This window comes from Tenacibaculum jejuense, from assembly GCF_900198195.1.
Classification (GTDB): domain Bacteria; phylum Bacteroidota; class Bacteroidia; order Flavobacteriales; family Flavobacteriaceae; genus Polaribacter; species Polaribacter jejuensis.
The window spans coordinates 1,059,408-1,074,620 of sequence record NZ_LT899436.1; the positions used below are offsets into that span (position 1 = coordinate 1,059,408).

At 30.5% G+C, this 15,213-nt stretch carries 15 protein-coding genes; 7 read left to right on the top strand and 8 right to left on the bottom strand.

Going from position 1 to position 15,213, the window contains the following annotated elements:
• Nucleotides 1-25 precede the first annotated feature (25 nt).
• The 3 genes from ftsZ to AQ1685_RS04910 all read left to right on the top strand — a co-directional run bounded on the left by ftsZ (nt 26) and on the right by AQ1685_RS04910 (nt 3,292).
• Nucleotides 26-1,879, top strand: a complete 1,854-nt coding sequence (gene ftsZ, locus AQ1685_RS04900; RefSeq protein WP_095069982.1) for a cell division protein FtsZ — start codon at nt 26-28, stop codon at nt 1,877-1,879.
• A 79-nt stretch (nt 1,880-1,958) separates the two neighbouring features.
• Nucleotides 1,959-2,405 carry a GatB/YqeY domain-containing protein gene (locus AQ1685_RS04905; protein WP_095069984.1) on the top strand — a complete coding sequence of 149 codons (447 nt, stop codon included), beginning with the start codon at nt 1,959-1,961 and terminating at the stop codon, nt 2,403-2,405.
• Between the two features lie 80 nt (nt 2,406-2,485).
• A complete protein-coding gene (locus AQ1685_RS04910) occupies nt 2,486-3,292 on the top strand; it encodes a zinc-dependent peptidase (RefSeq protein ID WP_095069986.1) in 807 nt (268 codons plus the stop codon).
• Between the two features lie 31 nt (nt 3,293-3,323).
• On the opposite strand, the gene AQ1685_RS04915 is transcribed toward AQ1685_RS04910, so the two are convergent.
• The 3 genes from AQ1685_RS04915 to AQ1685_RS04925 form a co-directional block, all read right to left on the bottom strand.
• Nucleotides 3,324-4,562, bottom strand: a complete 1,239-nt coding sequence (locus tag AQ1685_RS04915) for an N-acetylmuramoyl-L-alanine amidase (protein ID WP_095069988.1) — start codon at nt 4,560-4,562, stop codon at nt 3,324-3,326.
• A gap of 193 nt (nt 4,563-4,755) precedes the next feature.
• The gene (gene rpe / locus AQ1685_RS04920) at nt 4,756-5,412 is read right to left on the bottom strand and encodes a ribulose-phosphate 3-epimerase (RefSeq protein WP_095069990.1); all 657 of its coding nucleotides are present in this window, start codon (nt 5,410-5,412) and stop codon (nt 4,756-4,758) included.
• A gap of 106 nt (nt 5,413-5,518) precedes the next feature.
• Entirely contained in the window at nt 5,519-6,382 is an 864-nt protein-coding gene (locus AQ1685_RS04925) for a sigma-70 family RNA polymerase sigma factor (RefSeq protein ID WP_075341103.1), read from the bottom strand.
• 211 nt (nt 6,383-6,593) lie between these two features.
• Here AQ1685_RS04925 and AQ1685_RS04930 point away from each other — a divergent pair, with 211 nt between their 5' ends.
• The 3 genes from AQ1685_RS04930 to AQ1685_RS04940 are packed head-to-tail and all read left to right on the top strand — an operon-like array spanning nt 6,594 to nt 8,228.
• On the top strand, nt 6,594-7,166 hold the full coding sequence (locus AQ1685_RS04930) for an RNA polymerase sigma factor (RefSeq protein WP_095069992.1): 573 nt from the start codon (nt 6,594-6,596) through the stop codon (nt 7,164-7,166).
• A gap of 1 nt (nt 7,167) precedes the next feature.
• The gene (locus AQ1685_RS04935; protein WP_095069994.1) at nt 7,168-7,407 is read left to right on the top strand and encodes a hypothetical protein; all 240 of its coding nucleotides are present in this window, start codon (nt 7,168-7,170) and stop codon (nt 7,405-7,407) included.
• Nucleotides 7,408-7,421: 14 nt separating this feature from the next.
• Nucleotides 7,422-8,228, top strand: coding sequence for a mechanosensitive ion channel family protein (locus AQ1685_RS04940; RefSeq protein ID WP_095069996.1), 807 nt, complete (start codon nt 7,422-7,424; stop codon nt 8,226-8,228).
• 369 nt (nt 8,229-8,597) lie between these two features.
• On the opposite strand, the gene porT is transcribed toward AQ1685_RS04940, so the two are convergent.
• The 5 genes from porT to AQ1685_RS04965 all read right to left on the bottom strand — a co-directional run bounded on the left by porT (nt 8,598) and on the right by AQ1685_RS04965 (nt 13,570).
• Nucleotides 8,598-9,296, bottom strand: coding sequence for a type IX secretion/gliding motility protein PorT/SprT (gene porT / locus AQ1685_RS04945; RefSeq protein ID WP_095069998.1), 699 nt, complete (start codon nt 9,294-9,296; stop codon nt 8,598-8,600).
• Nucleotide 9,297: 1 nt separating this feature from the next.
• Nucleotides 9,298-10,026, bottom strand: coding sequence for a bifunctional demethylmenaquinone methyltransferase/2-methoxy-6-polyprenyl-1,4-benzoquinol methylase UbiE (gene ubiE, locus AQ1685_RS04950; RefSeq protein WP_095070000.1), 729 nt, complete (start codon nt 10,024-10,026; stop codon nt 9,298-9,300).
• Nucleotides 10,019-10,921 carry a NifU family protein gene (locus AQ1685_RS04955; RefSeq protein WP_095070002.1) on the bottom strand — a complete coding sequence of 301 codons (903 nt, stop codon included), beginning with the start codon at nt 10,919-10,921 and terminating at the stop codon, nt 10,019-10,021. The genes ubiE and AQ1685_RS04955 overlap by 8 nt, the downstream gene beginning before the upstream one ends.
• 114 nt (nt 10,922-11,035) lie before the next feature.
• A complete protein-coding gene (locus AQ1685_RS04960; RefSeq protein ID WP_095070004.1) occupies nt 11,036-12,418 on the bottom strand; it encodes an OmpP1/FadL family transporter in 1,383 nt (460 codons plus the stop codon).
• Nucleotides 12,419-12,466: 48 nt separating this feature from the next.
• Nucleotides 12,467-13,570 carry a hypothetical protein gene (locus AQ1685_RS04965; RefSeq protein ID WP_095070006.1) on the bottom strand — a complete coding sequence of 368 codons (1,104 nt, stop codon included), beginning with the start codon at nt 13,568-13,570 and terminating at the stop codon, nt 12,467-12,469.
• A gap of 145 nt (nt 13,571-13,715) precedes the next feature.
• On the opposite strand from AQ1685_RS04965, the gene proS reads away from it, so the two are divergent.
• Nucleotides 13,716-15,194, top strand: a complete 1,479-nt coding sequence (proS, locus tag AQ1685_RS04970) for a proline--tRNA ligase (protein ID WP_095070008.1) — start codon at nt 13,716-13,718, stop codon at nt 15,192-15,194.
• The last annotated feature ends 19 nt before the right edge of the window (nt 15,195-15,213 follow it).

Below are 15,213 nucleotides of genomic sequence, written 5' to 3' on the forward strand. Positions count from 1 at the left end.
TTAATTAACAAAAAGAAGAGTTATTATGAGCGCAGAATTTGATAACATTTCATTTGATATGCCAAAAACACAATCAAATACGATTAAAGTGATTGGTGTAGGTGGAGGAGGAAGCAATGCCGTAAACCACATGTATAGCAAACAAATTCACGGAGTAGATTTCGTAATTTGTAACACAGATGCACAGGCGTTGGAGAATAGTCCAATTCCAAACAAAATTCAACTGGGAGCACATTTAACTTCTGGTTTAGGTGCTGGTGCAAATCCAGAAATTGGAGCTCAAGCAGCAGCAGAAAGTATACAAGAAATTCAACAGATGTTAAATACACATACAAAAATGGTATTTATCACTGCTGGTATGGGAGGTGGTACCGGAACTGGTGCTGCACCAATTATAGCAAAAATTGCTAAGGATATGGATATTTTAACGGTGGGAATCGTTACTATGCCATTCCAATTTGAAGGTAGAATGCGCTCAAAACAAGCTCAGAAAGGAATTGATGAGTTACGTAATAATGTAGATTCTTTAATTGTTATCAATAATAATAAACTTCGTGAAGTTTATGGAAACTTAGGATTTAAATCAGGTTTCTCAAAAGCAGATGAAGTATTAGCAACAGCGGCTAAAGGAATAGCAGAAGTAATTACACATCACTATAAGCAAAATATCGATTTACATGACGCTAGAACGGTATTAGCAAACAGTGGAACAGCAATAATGGGTTCTGCAAAAGAGTCTGGTGAAAGTAGAGCTAAAAACGCTATTGTAAAAGCTTTAGATTCTCCGTTGTTAAATGACAATAAAATTACTGGTGCTAAAAATGTGTTATTGTTAATTGTTTCTGGAACAAATGAGGTAACTCTAGATGAAATTGGAGAAATCAATGATTATATCCAAACAGAAGCTGGTTACGATGCTAACATCATTATGGGTATTGGTGAAGACGAAAGTTTAGAAGAAGGAATTTCGGTAACTATCGTGGCAACTGGATTTGCTTTAGATCAGCAGAATACAATCAATAATACTGAAACAAAGAAGATTGTTCATACGTTAGAAGATGAGCAAAAAGCTACTTACGAGTTTGATAAAAAGACAGTGGTAAAATCTAGAATAATAGATGAGCCTATTGCTCCAACAAATCAAAAAGTAGTTCATGTTTTAGATTTAGAAGAAAAATCAGAGCCTAAAAATGGTTTAATTCAAACTACAGAAGCGATTAAAAATATCGATGTAGTTTTTGAAGAAGTAAATTATAATACTGTTGCTGAAGATGATTTTGTAATTACAAACATGACGCAAACACATGTTGAAGAGAAGATCGAAGAAGCTCCAATTCAACAAAATTTGTTATTTGATTTACCATTAAATTCTTATGAAGAAATTAAGCCAGTAACAACTAAAAATGATTTAATTGATACAACAGAATCAATTAAAAATATTGAAGTTGAATTTGAAGAAGTTAAACCTAAAATCGAAAAACGTTTCGTATTAGAAGACTTTGATATAAAACCAACTATTGGAAAAAGCTCTACACCAGCTATTGAAGCTGAAGAAGAAGAAGCTTTAAAGTTTGAGGTTAGAACTAAAACAGAAAACGAAGTTATAGAAGATGACGGTGAAGCTTCTCCATTAAGTTTAACAATTTCTGAGTTACAAAAGAGAGCTCAAGAAAGAAGAGATAAAATGAAAGGATTCAACTATAAATTCTCTGATAAAGTAAACCAGAATATCGATGAAATTGAAAAACAACCTGCATATAAAAGGTTAGGAGTAGATTTAGATAACTCTAAGATCAGCGAAAAGAAAACACCTTTAAATACAAATAATGACGAATTTTTACGTTCTAATAATTCGTTTTTACATGATAATGTAGATTAGTATTTGTAAAATAACAACTAAAAGAAAATCCTGAGAAATCAGGATTTTTTTTATCATTATATTTGAAAAAAGAAAACTCATGAGTGTACAACAAGAAGTAATGAATAAAATGAAAGAAGCTATGAAATCTAAGGATACTGTAGCTTTAACTGCTTTAAGAGCTTTAAAATCGGCTTTTATGTTAGCTAAAACAGAAGCAGGAGCTGGAGAATTATCAGAAGATCAAGAATTGAAAATAATTCAGAAGCAAGTAAAACAAAGAAAAGATAGTGCAGAAGTTTTTATTAGTCAAGATAGACAAGATTTAGCAGATCCTGAATTAGCTGAAGCTAAAGTTTTAGAACAATTTTTACCAGAAGCCTTAAGTGAAGATGAAATTGCAAAAGTAGTTGTAGAAGTAATAGCACAAGTAGGAGCAGAAGGGATGAAAGATATGGGTAAAGTAATGGGAGTTGTTTCAAAAAAATTAGCAGGTCAGGCTGATGGAAAAACGATTTCTACAATTGTAAAGCAAAAATTAGCTTAGTTAAACATCCATATAGGTTTTATTCAAACAATTTAAATGATCGTCTGAATCTAAATTTTAATGATATTACGATAGTATAAATGAAGTCATTTTATATTTTAAAGCTAACCTTTTATTTGGTTAGCTTTCTTGCTTTTTTATTGAATATAGTTGAACGTATTTTTGTTTTTCTATTCAATAAACCAATTTTCATACATACGTATTTAGTAAAAAAGAGATTACCCAGACATAAAAAAGAATTTTTAGAAACATCTGTTAAATTTTATCAAAACTTAACAGACAAACAAAAGCCTTATTTTGAACATAGGTTAGTTAAATTTCTAAGAAACTATAGTTTTATTTCTAGAGATGGTTTCAACATAACGCCAGAAGTTAAAATTTTAATAGCTTCATCTTATATAAAGTTAACTTTTGGAATGCGAAAGTATTTAACATCAACATTTAATAAAATTATTATATATCCTACTTCTTATTATTCATTAGTAACTAAGCAATATCATAAAGGAGAATTTAATCCAGGATTAAAGTTAATTATATTCTCATGGGAAGACTTTCTGCTAGGAGAAGTAATTTTGAATGATAATTTAAACTTAGGAATTCATGAATTTACACATGCATTAACGTTTCATGGTAAGCAATCTAAAGATGTAAGCGCAAGAATTTTTTATAGAACATACTTAGAAATTATCAAGTTTATGAAAAATCCAGATAATTCTGAAAGAGTTATAAAGTCAGGTTATTTTAGAGATTATGCGAATACAAATGCATTAGAATTTGTTTCTGTAATTATGGAACATTTTTTTGAAACTCCTGAAGATTTAAAGCAGAAATTCCCAAGACTTTATTTTAAAGTCGAGACAATGTTGAATTATAAAACAGTAATATAAAGGTGATATTTTTAATATCACCTTTATATGTTTAAAGAACTTCTCTTATAGCACTAAAAATTGCATCTGCTATTTTATTTTGGTCTTCATCTGAAGTTAATAAGTTATAATCATTTGGGTTAGATAAATGCCCTATTTCTAATAAAGTAGCAGGGTATTCAACATGTTTTAATAAATGAGAGTTCATGTTTTGAACAGTATTTATTTTTAGTTTTTTAGAAATACTTTGTGCAATTTTTTTAGTGATAGATAAAGACTCTTTTTCTAAGACATTTTTGTTACTCGTAAAAAAATTAATACCATACATCTCTTCTAAACCACTACTAGCAATATGTAATGATATAACATAGTCAGGTTTTAAAGCGTTGATAAATGCTACTCTTTTATTAAGTGTAATAAACTGATCTGTAGAACGTGTTAAAAAGATTTCGATATCATCATTTTCTTTTGAAAGTGTTCTTATTTTATTAGCAATTTGAAGTGTAATTTCTTTCTCTTGAAAACCTTTTGAAAAGCTACCGGTATCTATACCACCATGACCAACATCTAAAACAATAGTTTTCTTTAAAGTTCCAGTTCCAAAAGGAGAAGGAGAGTTAATATCATAATCGCGGTAAAATCCATATTTCCTGTTACCATTTAAATTATTAGTGAAAAAGTAGCCGTTAAAACCATCGTTACAATCCACAAAGCATCCAATAGCTTGTAATTTATTGTTTTTATCAAATTCTAATTTTTTATAATCAACAATAATTCCTTTGTTGAGTAAATCTTTTTTTATTTGAGTTAAATCGTCAAGAGTTAAATCATTAGTAAAGGCAATTTTTACAGGTATTATTAATTCGCTCTCACTAGTAATTTTTAATTTGGGTTCAATTTTTTTTGAAGTTTGAGCATTACTTTTATTAGAAAATAAAAATATAAAGGTGGCAATAAGAAAGCAAAAACTACTAAGTATAGATACTTTTTTCATTGTATTTGTTTTTAAATTGAATAAATCTTTTACAAATCCAATAGAAGTTTGAAAGTTGTTTTTTGTTTTGGTTTCTTCTTCTGTATAAGTATCCGGATCATCATATACTTTAAAAAAATCAAAACCTAGTGCTTCAGAAATTTGTTTGATAGTATATGCTCTTGGAGTTACGGTTCCTGATTCTATTCTTTGAATAGTGCGTAATGAAATATTACATAAGTTGGCAACTTCAGTTTGCGTTAAACCTTTAGAGGTTCTTACTTCAATTAATTTTTCTCTGAAACTCGTTTTTTTCATTCCATTGAATTTTCTACAAGATTAAATTCATTTGAAAACAACTCAAAGTTTTTGTGTTGTATTTTGTGCGACATTCGTATGTCACTTTGTTGTAACTGTTTGTTAATTAGTATTTTTTGAAAACGAAAAACACATAATTAATAATTGATGTACAACTATTAATTATGTGTTTTAAATATAATTATAAAAGGAATTAGTTACAAATTCCTTTCAAATCTGCTATTGTATTTGTTGGATTATCACTTTTAAAAACAAAACTTCCTGCAACTAAAACGTCTGCTCCAGCTTCTGTTAATTGTTTCGCATTTTTACTAGTAACTCCACCATCAATTTCAATTAAAGTGTTAGCATTAGTTTCAACAATTAATTGTTTTAACTGTTTTACTTTTTTATATGTATTTTCAATAAAAGATTGTCCGCCAAATCCTGGATTTACACTCATAATACAAACTAAATCTAAATCTGTAATGATGTCTTCTAAAACAGTAATTGGAGTATGAGGATTTAAAGCTACACCTGCTTTCATTCCACTAGCTTTTATTGCTTGAATTGTTCTATGTAGATGAGTACATGCTTCATAGTGTACAGTTAAAAGATCAGCACCTAAATCTGCAAAAGTTTTAATATATCTATCAGGATCAACAATCATTAAATGTACATCGATTGTTTTTTTAGCATGAGAAGCAATTGCTTTTAAAACTGGCATTCCAAAAGAAATATTTGGAACAAATACACCATCCATAATATCGATATGAAACCAGTCTGCTTTACTTTCGTTTACCATTTCTACATCACGTTGCAGATTTCCAAAATCTGCTGCCAGAATAGAAGGAGCTATTAATTTATTCATTTTGTTGTGTTGTGTTTGTAATTGGCTGCAAAAGTAGGTAATAAAAAAAGAAAACCCTCTTATTTGAAGAGAGTTTTCGATATATATGTAGTCAGTTTATTACTAATTACCCTAAGTACGTCATAAGAATTTTACTTCTAGAAGTATGCTTTAATCTTCTAATAGCTTTCTCTTTAATTTGACGAACACGTTCTCTTGTTAAATCGAAAGTTTCTCCAATTTCTTCAAGAGTCATCGGTTGGTGCTCACCCAAACCAAAATATAATCTAACAACATCAGCTTCACGCGGAGTTAATGTTTCTAGAGCTCTATTGATTTCTATACGTAAAGATTCATGTAATAATGTTTTATCTGGATTTGGTGATTCACCAGAGTTTAATACATCGTATAAGTTAGAATCTTCACCTTCAATTAAAGGAGCATCCATAGAAACATGACGACCAGAATTCTTCATAGATTCTTTAACGTCACTTACGGTCATATCTAATTTCTTTGCAATCTCTTCAGCACTTGGAGGTCTTTCGTTCTCTTGCTCAAGGAAAGCATACATTTTATTGATCTTGTTGATAGAACCAATTTTGTTAAGCGGTAAACGAACAATACGAGATTGTTCAGCTAAAGCTTGTAAAATTGATTGACGAATCCACCATACCGCATAAGAAATGAATTTAAAACCTCTTGTTTCATCAAAACGTTTAGCCGCCTTGATTAATCCTAAGTTTCCTTCATTAATTAAATCAGGTAAAGTTAATCCTTGGTTTTGGTATTGTTTAGCAACCGACACCACAAAACGTAAGTTAGCTTTAGTTAACTTTTCTAAAGCTCTTTGGTCACCAGCTTTTATTCGCTGCGCTAACTCTACTTCCTCATCAGCAGTAATTAAATCTACCTTACCAATTTCTTGTAAGTATTTGTCTAATGACGCAGTTTCTCTGTTGGTTACCTGTTTTGTAATTTTAAGTTGTCTCATACACGTTTAATTTTACTTTATCTAATCGTTCCATGTACTTATACGTATGAACTACAATAAATGTTACAAAAAAAAATATTTTTTTTTGAAAAAAGATTTTCAATTGAATTTGAAGTGTTAATTTTATAATTGAATTGATTAAAATGTGACCTTACTTCTTTTTTTGTGTCTCACACAACATAGACCCAAACTTTAGTAAGAAATAAAACTATTGAAGACTAACAACGTTAATAAATTAAGCGACGAAGAGCTCGTAAAAAAAATCGTAGAGAAGAACGATACGCATTTGTTTGCTATCTTGTATGATCGATATGCAGGATTAGTGTACAACAAATGTTATGGTTTCTCTAAGAGTAAAGAAGAGGCTCAAGATTTAACACATGATGTGTTTGTTCGTTTATTTGTTAAGTTGAGAAGTTTTAAAGGACGATCTAAATTTTCTACTTGGTTGTATTCTTTTACATATAACTTTTGTGTAAATTATGTACAGAGAAATACAGCAAAGAAAAATGAAAAGGTTACTGTAGTTACAGATGTTATTAAAGATGAAGATGCAGATGTTGATGAAATAGATGATGCTTCTTTATTTGAGTTAAAATCTGATAAATTGGCGAAGGCTCTTGAAATTATAGACCCTTCGGATAAGATGATATTATTAATGAAGTATCAAGATGATATGAGCATTAAAGATATTCAGTTAGCATTAGATTTGGGTCAAAGTGCAGTAAAAATGCGATTAAAAAGAGCCAAAGAAAAAGTAGTAAAAGCGTATAACGAATTATAAAATGGACAATCCGTTTAAGAAAATATTAAGCCATCAAGAGCTACCGGAAGTACTTAAAAAGAAAGTGCTTAACGACGTAGCTATGATTAAGCTATCTATTGATATAGCGGATTTATTCGTTGTTAAATATCCAAGTGCAGTTGGAGACTTACTTTCAGGAGGTGGAATAGATGAAGTAGAGAAAGAGAAAAAAAATAAAGACAAAAACAACCAAAACGATAAAAATAAAAATACTAACTAAACTAGCTATAAGTTATGAATGAATTGATTAAACCTTTTGAAGAAATTTTAAATGAAATTAAAAATACTATTCCTTCAGTTTTTAAATTTTTAGGTTTTTTAATTTTCGCATGGTTATTTACAAAAATTTTATTGAAAGTTGTAAAGAAAATACTAGCAAAGACAAAAATAGACCAATGGTCAGAAAAGCTTAGTGAAACTAAAATTTTTGGAGATACAACCATAAATATTGTACTTACTAATGTGATATTAGGAGTTCTTAAATGGTTGTTAATTTTAATATTTGTTATGGCTGGGTCTAGTATATTTGGTTTGACATCTGTATCGGATGGACTTAGAAGTTTCTTTGCATATTTACCAAGTTTAATAAAAGCTTTAGTCATATTTGCTGGTGGTGCTTATTTAGGTACTATGGTTAAAAAGGCTATACAAGGTATGTTTAAATCACTTGAAATAAGTGGAGGTAATGTTGTCGCAAATATTGCTTTTTATTTAATTGTAGTTTTTCTTTCAATAACAGCTTTAGATGCAGCTGAGATTGATACATCTTTAATTAAGAGTAATCTTACTTTAATTATAGGATCTATTTTAGCGGCTTTTACTATAGCTTTCGGTTTAGGAGCAAGAGACGCTGTTACAAGATTGTTATTTGGTTACTATACTAGAAGAAATTTAGCTATAGGTTCTACTATAAAAATAGGTGATACAGAAGGCGTTGTTATTGCTATAGATAACATATGTGCCACAGTAAGTACAGACTCAGGAACAGTTATACTTCCTATAAAAGAAGTAGTTGATAGTAAAATAATTATTAAGAAATAATTATTTTTAAACTATTTTAAATATATTTGTCTAAATATACTTTGTAATATATAAAATAAGAGTTTTGTCTCTTATTATAAATATAAATTATTTGGTAGATTTCGGGGGACTTCTATCTACAGATTTGCGTAGTGAGCAAATCGTTAAAAGGACTAGTTTTACTGGTCCTTTTTGTTTTTCTAAATTTTTTGTAAAAAAAACAATACTGATTTTCAGTTTATTAATCTTAATTTTGATAAGATTTGCGACTTTTTTACTTTAATTAGTGACTAATCAAGAAAAGATGTGTCTAATAAGTATGTAGGATGAGGTATCGGGGGGCACCAATTCCTAACAGTAAAAATGAGAGTTGCGAAAGCAACTCTTTTTTTATTCAAAAGATAAATGAAGAAATATCCCTCGAGTACCAAAAAAGTCTATAGGATCTGTCCATTGACTTGGGCTGCGATTGTCGAATTTAATTTCGTTATTGATAGCAAATATACCACGTATAGAAGGAGAGAATTTAAAATAAGGTAAATAGAAATCTACACCTATACCTACTTCATACATAAAAACACTAGCATTTTGTCTAAATTGTCCTGAAAAATTATCATCTTGATTTTTTTCATTACTAGAAAAATTAAAATCAAATGAAGCGCCACCTAGTACATAAGGTCTAATATTATTTAATCTGTTAGTACTAAACTTAAAAATAATAGGTAAATGTAAATAGGTATTCCCTACTTCTCTAGTTCCTTCATTTTCGTTTGCTATATGCGTAAATCGAAGTGTTTTAGTGTTAGAAACTAAACCTGGTTCGAAACGTAAATTAACGTTATTATGTAGTTTCATATCACCAATTAAACCTACGTTGAAACCCACATCAGAAACAACATCAACTCTGGCATCAGGAAATGCACTTGGTTTGTAAGAAACCTTAAAACCGTTAGTATTTAATCCTAAATAGAAACCATAATGAATAAATCGCTTATCGAAATTAGGTAAATTTTCGATACGTTCTCTTTGAGCAGTAGCACTTAAAGCTACTATTATAAGCAAACAAGAAACTAAAAGTTTTTTTAACATATTACTTTGTTGATGTATAAATTGAAGCCACCCCAAATGTTACAGGTAAACTCTCCACATTCTTAAACCCATTTTTTCTCAAAATATTGTTGAAAGCTTCACCATAAGGAAAAGAATTTGCACTTTCAGAAAGGTATGAATAAGCAACTTTATCTTTAGAGAATAATTTTCCAACTATAGGTAAAAATACGTGGGTGTGAAGTTTATAAAGCTGTTTAAATGGAAATTTTGTCGGGTTAGAAGTTTCTAGAACAACAAATTTTCCGTTAGGTTTTAAGACTCTTAAAATTTCCTTTAAACCTTTATCTAAATTTTCGAAATTTCGAACCCCAAAAGAAACTGTTATAGCATCAAAAGTATTGTCTTCAAAAGGAATATTTTCACTATCACCGATAACCATATCAATTTTTTTATCGAATCCGGCTTTCTTAATTTTTTCTTTTCCTACTTCAAGCATACCTGCAGAGATGTCTAATCCAACAATTTTTTCTGGGTTAAGTTTGTTCATCATCATAGCCAAGTCTCCTGTACCAGTAGCTATATCTAAAATAGTTTTAGGATTGTTTTCCCCGATTAGCTTTACTACTTTTTTTCTCCAGCTAACATCTATACCAAAAGAAATTACTCTGTTTAATCCATCGTAATTATTTGATATTTTATCAAACATCTGAGCTACTTGCTCTTTTTTTCCTAAATCAGAATTCTTGTAAGGAGTTACTTGCTTACCCATTTATAGCTATTACTTCGTTAATTTGGTTAGGTAACATTTCTTTTAACATTGTTTCAATTCCATTCTTCAGTGTTATTGTAGAAGAAGGACAACCGCTACAAGCTCCTTGTAAAATTACATTTACTTGTTTTGTTTCTGGGTCATAATTTTTAAATGCAATATTTCCACCATCTGAAGCTACAGCTGGTTTAATATATTCGTTTAAGATTTCTACAATTTTTACAGAAGTTTCATCTAAATTAACGTTAGTAGCAATCTCGTTTGAGTTTTCTTGTGCTGCTTTAGGGATATCAGATATAATAGCTTTACTTTCTTGAATGTAGTTTCTAATGAAAGTACGTAATTCCTGATATACTTCATTCCACTCAACAACATCGTATTTGGTAACAGATACATAATTTTCAGAAATAAAAACTTCTTTTACAAAAGGAAAACCAAAAATAGCCTTTGCTAAAGGTGAATATTGATTAGCTTCTTCAATATTTTTTAACTCAATATCAGTTTGTGTAAGTGCTTTGTTGGTTCCAAATTTCATTACAGCTGGATTTGGAGTTACTTCAGCATACACTTCAACAGCTTCTTTCTTTGTGTTTTCAGTTTTTTCTTCAATTACTTTTTTTCCAGTATTTAAAAAAGCTTCTATCTGTTGTCTTACTTCTTCTTGAACATCTGGCCATTCTACAATGTCGTAACGTTGAATAGCAATGAAATTAGCTCCAACAAATACTTTTTTTACAAAAGGAAGATAAAATAGCTGTTGAATGAAAGGAGCATCTTTTGCTTCGTCTATATTATTATACTCATAGCTTCCTCTGTTCACTATAAGTGTATCACTAACAAACTTTACTATAGTATTGTTGGTTGTGTTTTCTATTTTAATATTGATATTTTCCATACTTAGAAATGAGATTACAAAATTACAGTAAAAAACTGATTAAATAAAAAGACCTCCTAGTTCAGTTTTAATAAACTTTACTAAGAGGTTCTTTTAAAATCCCCAATTAAAATTTTATAAGCTAAAAGTAATACTAGCAGCTATTCTTGAAGTTGTATTGTTTATATTAATATCACCTATGTCATATAGTGTGTAGAATTCATCATTTAAAGATCTTAAATATGATAGTCCTATTTGTGTATTTCCAAAGTTATATCCTAAACCAGCAGTGAAACCTCTATAATTGTCTTCATTTGTGTTTCCACCTTCTCTTAAATTTGGATTTTTTTCATAGAAATATCCACCTCTAAGACTAATTCTGTTGAAACGCCATTCTGTTCCTAAATTAAGAGCATGTGTAGCTCTAAAATCGGTAGAGAAGAAATCGTTCGGATTTACAAGCTGACCACTACCATCTCTAAAACTGATATCATCTATGTAACGGAAATTAGAGAAATCTCTATATGTATAATCTAAACTTATCACTCCTTGTTTACCAAACACTAGCGCACCACTTGCAGTTAATTTACTAGGAGTTCTAAAACGTAACGAAAAAGGACCTCTAACGACTCTGTCATCAAATATTAATGAAGGGTTAGCACTATCTGTAGTATCAAACACTGCAAAATCATTAATTGTTTCTTCTAATACTTCGCTATACCAAGTAGGAGATTCATATGCAGCCCCTATTCTAATGTATTTGTTTAACTTATATATAAAACCAACATTAAAAGAAAATCCTGTTCCATCTACAAAACGTTCATTAATATCATCAAAAACAATAGGAGAACCATTAAGTTCATCATTATCTTCAATTGAAACCGATCGCTCACGATATTCAATACTATGAAACTTTAATGAAGCTCCAATAAACAGTTTGTTATCATGAACAGCAGATATTCCCATGTTAAATACACTGTTTAAACCACTGGTTTCTTTAGAGAACTCTTGTCCGATAACATTATAAAAAGTGTTATTTGGTTGAGGAGTAAAATTGAAATTGTCATCATAGAGCGAAAGCCCACTATTACCACTCCCATTATAAAAATTATCAAAGTCAGCTTTTATCTTATAATTAAAGGTAATGGCAAACCTGTTCCAGTTAGAATTATTACTCCCATCAAAAACAAAAATAGCACCAGCCTGACTTAAATTAATTCTTTCGTCAGTTATATTATTCGTTCTACCGTAATAGTTTAAATCAAAGTTGGTATTAGTTCCCTCAAAAGTTACAGAAACCTTACTGTTTCTTGCAACTGCTGCACCTGCAGGGTTTATATCTGTTGAAGAAATATCACTACCTAATGCACCAAATGCACCTGCCATTGCATTAAATCTAGCAGTACCTGTTCTTTGATCCCTAGAAAATAAAATACCTAGGTCATTATAGTCAGTAAATTGGGCATAAGAAGTTCCTGTTGTAGCGATTATTGCTACAAATAATATCAATTTTTTCATGCTTTAAAAATTATAGCTAATTGTAAATACTAAGAAATAATACGTGAATTATCTTCTGCTTCGTGAACTTCTTGATCTACCAACTGAAGATCTTGATCTTGAAGGGCTACTACTTCTGTTGTAACTTCTAGATCTTGAAGAACTTCTACTAGGAGTGTAAGACCTGTTACTTCTTCTTGATGAATTATTATAACTTCTTGATCTGCTTCGAGAACTTCTATTTATACTTCTAGAGCTAGAAGAACCTCTTGATATTCTTGGACTAGAATTTCTTCTAATAGTAGAACCGTTTCTTGTTCTTGAAATACTTCTGTTACTTCTATTTACAGATCTGTTATTTCTACTGTATACATTTGAAGAACGTCTTGATGTTGCCCTTGAAGTATTTCTTGCATATCTTCTGCTATTTGAAGCATAAGCTCCTCTTCTGTTATATACTCCTGAACGGTATGCAATTCTTCTACCATACAAACCTCTGCTGTTTCTGTATCTAAAGTTTCTGTAAGGACCGTAACCTCTGTAAGCTCTAGCTCTACCATATCTATAATATCCAGGAGGACAAAAAGGGTCGTAAAAACCTCCAAATCCAAATTGTAAACCTGCATTCCAATTGAAAGGTCCGTGAAAAGGGTGCCATAAAGGGTCCCATCCCCATCTATTACCAAATCTTCCTCTCCAAGGGTAAGACCAAAATGGATCTCCCCAAAACGAATTCCAATAAGGTCCGTATACTCCCCAACTGTATCCGTTATTTCCAAAGGTATTAATGTTTACAACTACATCAGAATTGTTGTCAAATCCCCAAGGTTCTCTATTAGAGTTAATTTGACCTTCATTTTCTGTGTTTTCATCAATCTCGTTTTCAAAATTATAATCATCAGATGTATAACTTTCAATATCTGTAATGATATCAGTACCATTTATATTATCTAATCTTTCAACTTCTTTAGAGAAATAGTTGTTGTTATAATCGTTGTACTCCCTCTGATTCATTTGAACCACTTTTCTTTGAGGTTTTTCAACATCATCTGCATAAATTCCATCATCATTACCAGCAACCGATTGAGTAGCCCCACAAGAGAGTAAAGTAGTTACCACAAGTAATGACAAGAAATATAGTGGAAGTTTGGTTTTAATGTAATGTGATTTCATATTTCTTTCTTTTTATTAAAATTAAAAATTTTTGAAATTATCAGCAAAAAAAAATAAGATTATTGCGGTAATACCGAATTTAACGTAGTTTTGTTGCTGTAAAATACACTAAAATAATAGCAATTTTTGTGCCAAACTTTCAATTATGAGTAAACATTTAACAAAACGAGCTGAAGATTATTCAAAATGGTATAATGAGCTTATTGTTAAAGCTGATTTAGCTGAAAATTCTGCCGTACGTGGATGTATGGTAATTAAGCCTTATGGGTTTGCAATTTGGGAAAAAATGCAAGCAGAACTAGATAGAATGTTCAAAGAAACAGGACATCAAAATGCTTATTTTCCCTTACTGGTTCCCAAAAGTTTATTTGAAGCAGAAGAAAAAAATGCAGAAGGATTTGCTAAAGAGTGTGCTGTGGTTACACACTACAGGTTAGAAACTGATCCTGACAATGAAGGGAAGTTAAGAGTAGATCCAGAAGCTAAACTACAGGAAGAATTAATAATTCGTCCAACTTCTGAAGCTATTATATGGAATACTTATAAAGGTTGGATACAATCGCATAGAGATTTACCATTATTAATAAATCAATGGGCTAACGTTATGCGTTGGGAGATGAGAACTAGGCCTTTCTTAAGAACGGCAGAATTCTTGTGGCAAGAAGGTCATACGGCTCATGCAACTAAGGAAGAAGCTTTAGCAGAAGCAAAACAAATGCAAGAAGTTTATGCAACTTTTGCTGAAGATTTTATGGCTATGCCAGTTATTAAAGGAGCAAAGTCTGAAAGTGAACGTTTTGCAGGTGCAGATGAAACATATACAATAGAAGCTTTAATGCAAGACGGAAAAGCATTACAAGCTGGAACTTCTCATTTTTTAGGACAAAACTTTGCTAAGGCATTTGATGTAAAATATACATCTAAAGAAGGTAAATTAGAGCATGTATGGGCTACTTCATGGGGAGTTTCTACTCGTTTAATTGGAGGTTTAATAATGACGCATTCTGATGATGCAGGATTAGTGTTGCCTCCAAAATTAGCTCCTATACAAGTAGTTATTGTTCCTATATATAAAGGCGAAGATCAATTAAACGCTATTTTTGATAAAATACGACCTATACTACAAGAATTGAAATCTAAAGGTATTTCGGTTAAATTCGATGATAGAGATACAATGAGGCCAGGAGCTAAGTTTGCGGAGTACGAATTAAAAGGGGTTCCGGTTAGGGTTGCCATTGGAAAAAGAGATTTAGAAAATGGTACAGCCGAGGTAGCAAGGAGAGATACCTTTGAAAAGCAAACTGTGAATCAAGATGATTTAATAACATATATTGAGGACTTGCTAGAAAATATTCAAAATAGTTTATTTACAAAAGCTGTCAGTTACAGAGAAGCACATTTAACCAAAGTAGATACTTTTGAAGAGTTTAAAGATGTAATCGAAAATAAAGGAGGTTTTGTATCTGCTCATTGGGATGGAACAGAAGAAACTGAAGATAAAATTAAAGAACTTACTAAAGCTACTATTCGTTGTATACCAAATAATGCAATAAATGAAGTAGGTAAGTGTGTTTTTACAGGTAAAGAATCTACAAAAAGAGTACTTTTTGCAAAAGCATATTAAAATAATCTAAAAAAGTTTG

Coding starts and splice junctions, on each gene's coding strand:
- AQ1685_RS04935 (WP_095069994.1), top strand. CDS start 7,168: ATGGACAATCCGTTTAAGAAAATATTAAGCCATCAAGAGCTACCGGAA.
- AQ1685_RS04910 (WP_095069986.1), top strand. CDS start 2,486: ATGAAGTCATTTTATATTTTAAAGCTAACCTTTTATTTGGTTAGCTTT.
- proS (WP_095070008.1), top strand. CDS start 13,716: ATGAGTAAACATTTAACAAAACGAGCTGAAGATTATTCAAAATGGTAT.
- AQ1685_RS04940 (WP_095069996.1), top strand. CDS start 7,422: ATGAATGAATTGATTAAACCTTTTGAAGAAATTTTAAATGAAATTAAA.
- porT (WP_095069998.1), bottom strand. CDS start 9,296: ATGTTAAAAAAACTTTTAGTTTCTTGTTTGCTTATAATAGTAGCTTTA.
- ubiE (WP_095070000.1), bottom strand. CDS start 10,026: ATGGGTAAGCAAGTAACTCCTTACAAGAATTCTGATTTAGGAAAAAAA.
- AQ1685_RS04955 (WP_095070002.1), bottom strand. CDS start 10,921: ATGGAAAATATCAATATTAAAATAGAAAACACAACCAACAATACTATA.
- ftsZ (WP_095069982.1), top strand. CDS start 26: ATGAGCGCAGAATTTGATAACATTTCATTTGATATGCCAAAAACACAA.
- AQ1685_RS04960 (WP_095070004.1), bottom strand. CDS start 12,418: ATGAAAAAATTGATATTATTTGTAGCAATAATCGCTACAACAGGAACT.
- AQ1685_RS04905 (WP_095069984.1), top strand. CDS start 1,959: ATGAGTGTACAACAAGAAGTAATGAATAAAATGAAAGAAGCTATGAAA.
- AQ1685_RS04965 (WP_095070006.1), bottom strand. CDS start 13,570: ATGAAATCACATTACATTAAAACCAAACTTCCACTATATTTCTTGTCA.
- AQ1685_RS04925 (WP_075341103.1), bottom strand. CDS start 6,382: ATGAGACAACTTAAAATTACAAAACAGGTAACCAACAGAGAAACTGCG.
- rpe (WP_095069990.1), bottom strand. CDS start 5,412: ATGAATAAATTAATAGCTCCTTCTATTCTGGCAGCAGATTTTGGAAAT.
- AQ1685_RS04915 (WP_095069988.1), bottom strand. CDS start 4,562: ATGAAAAAAACGAGTTTCAGAGAAAAATTAATTGAAGTAAGAACCTCT.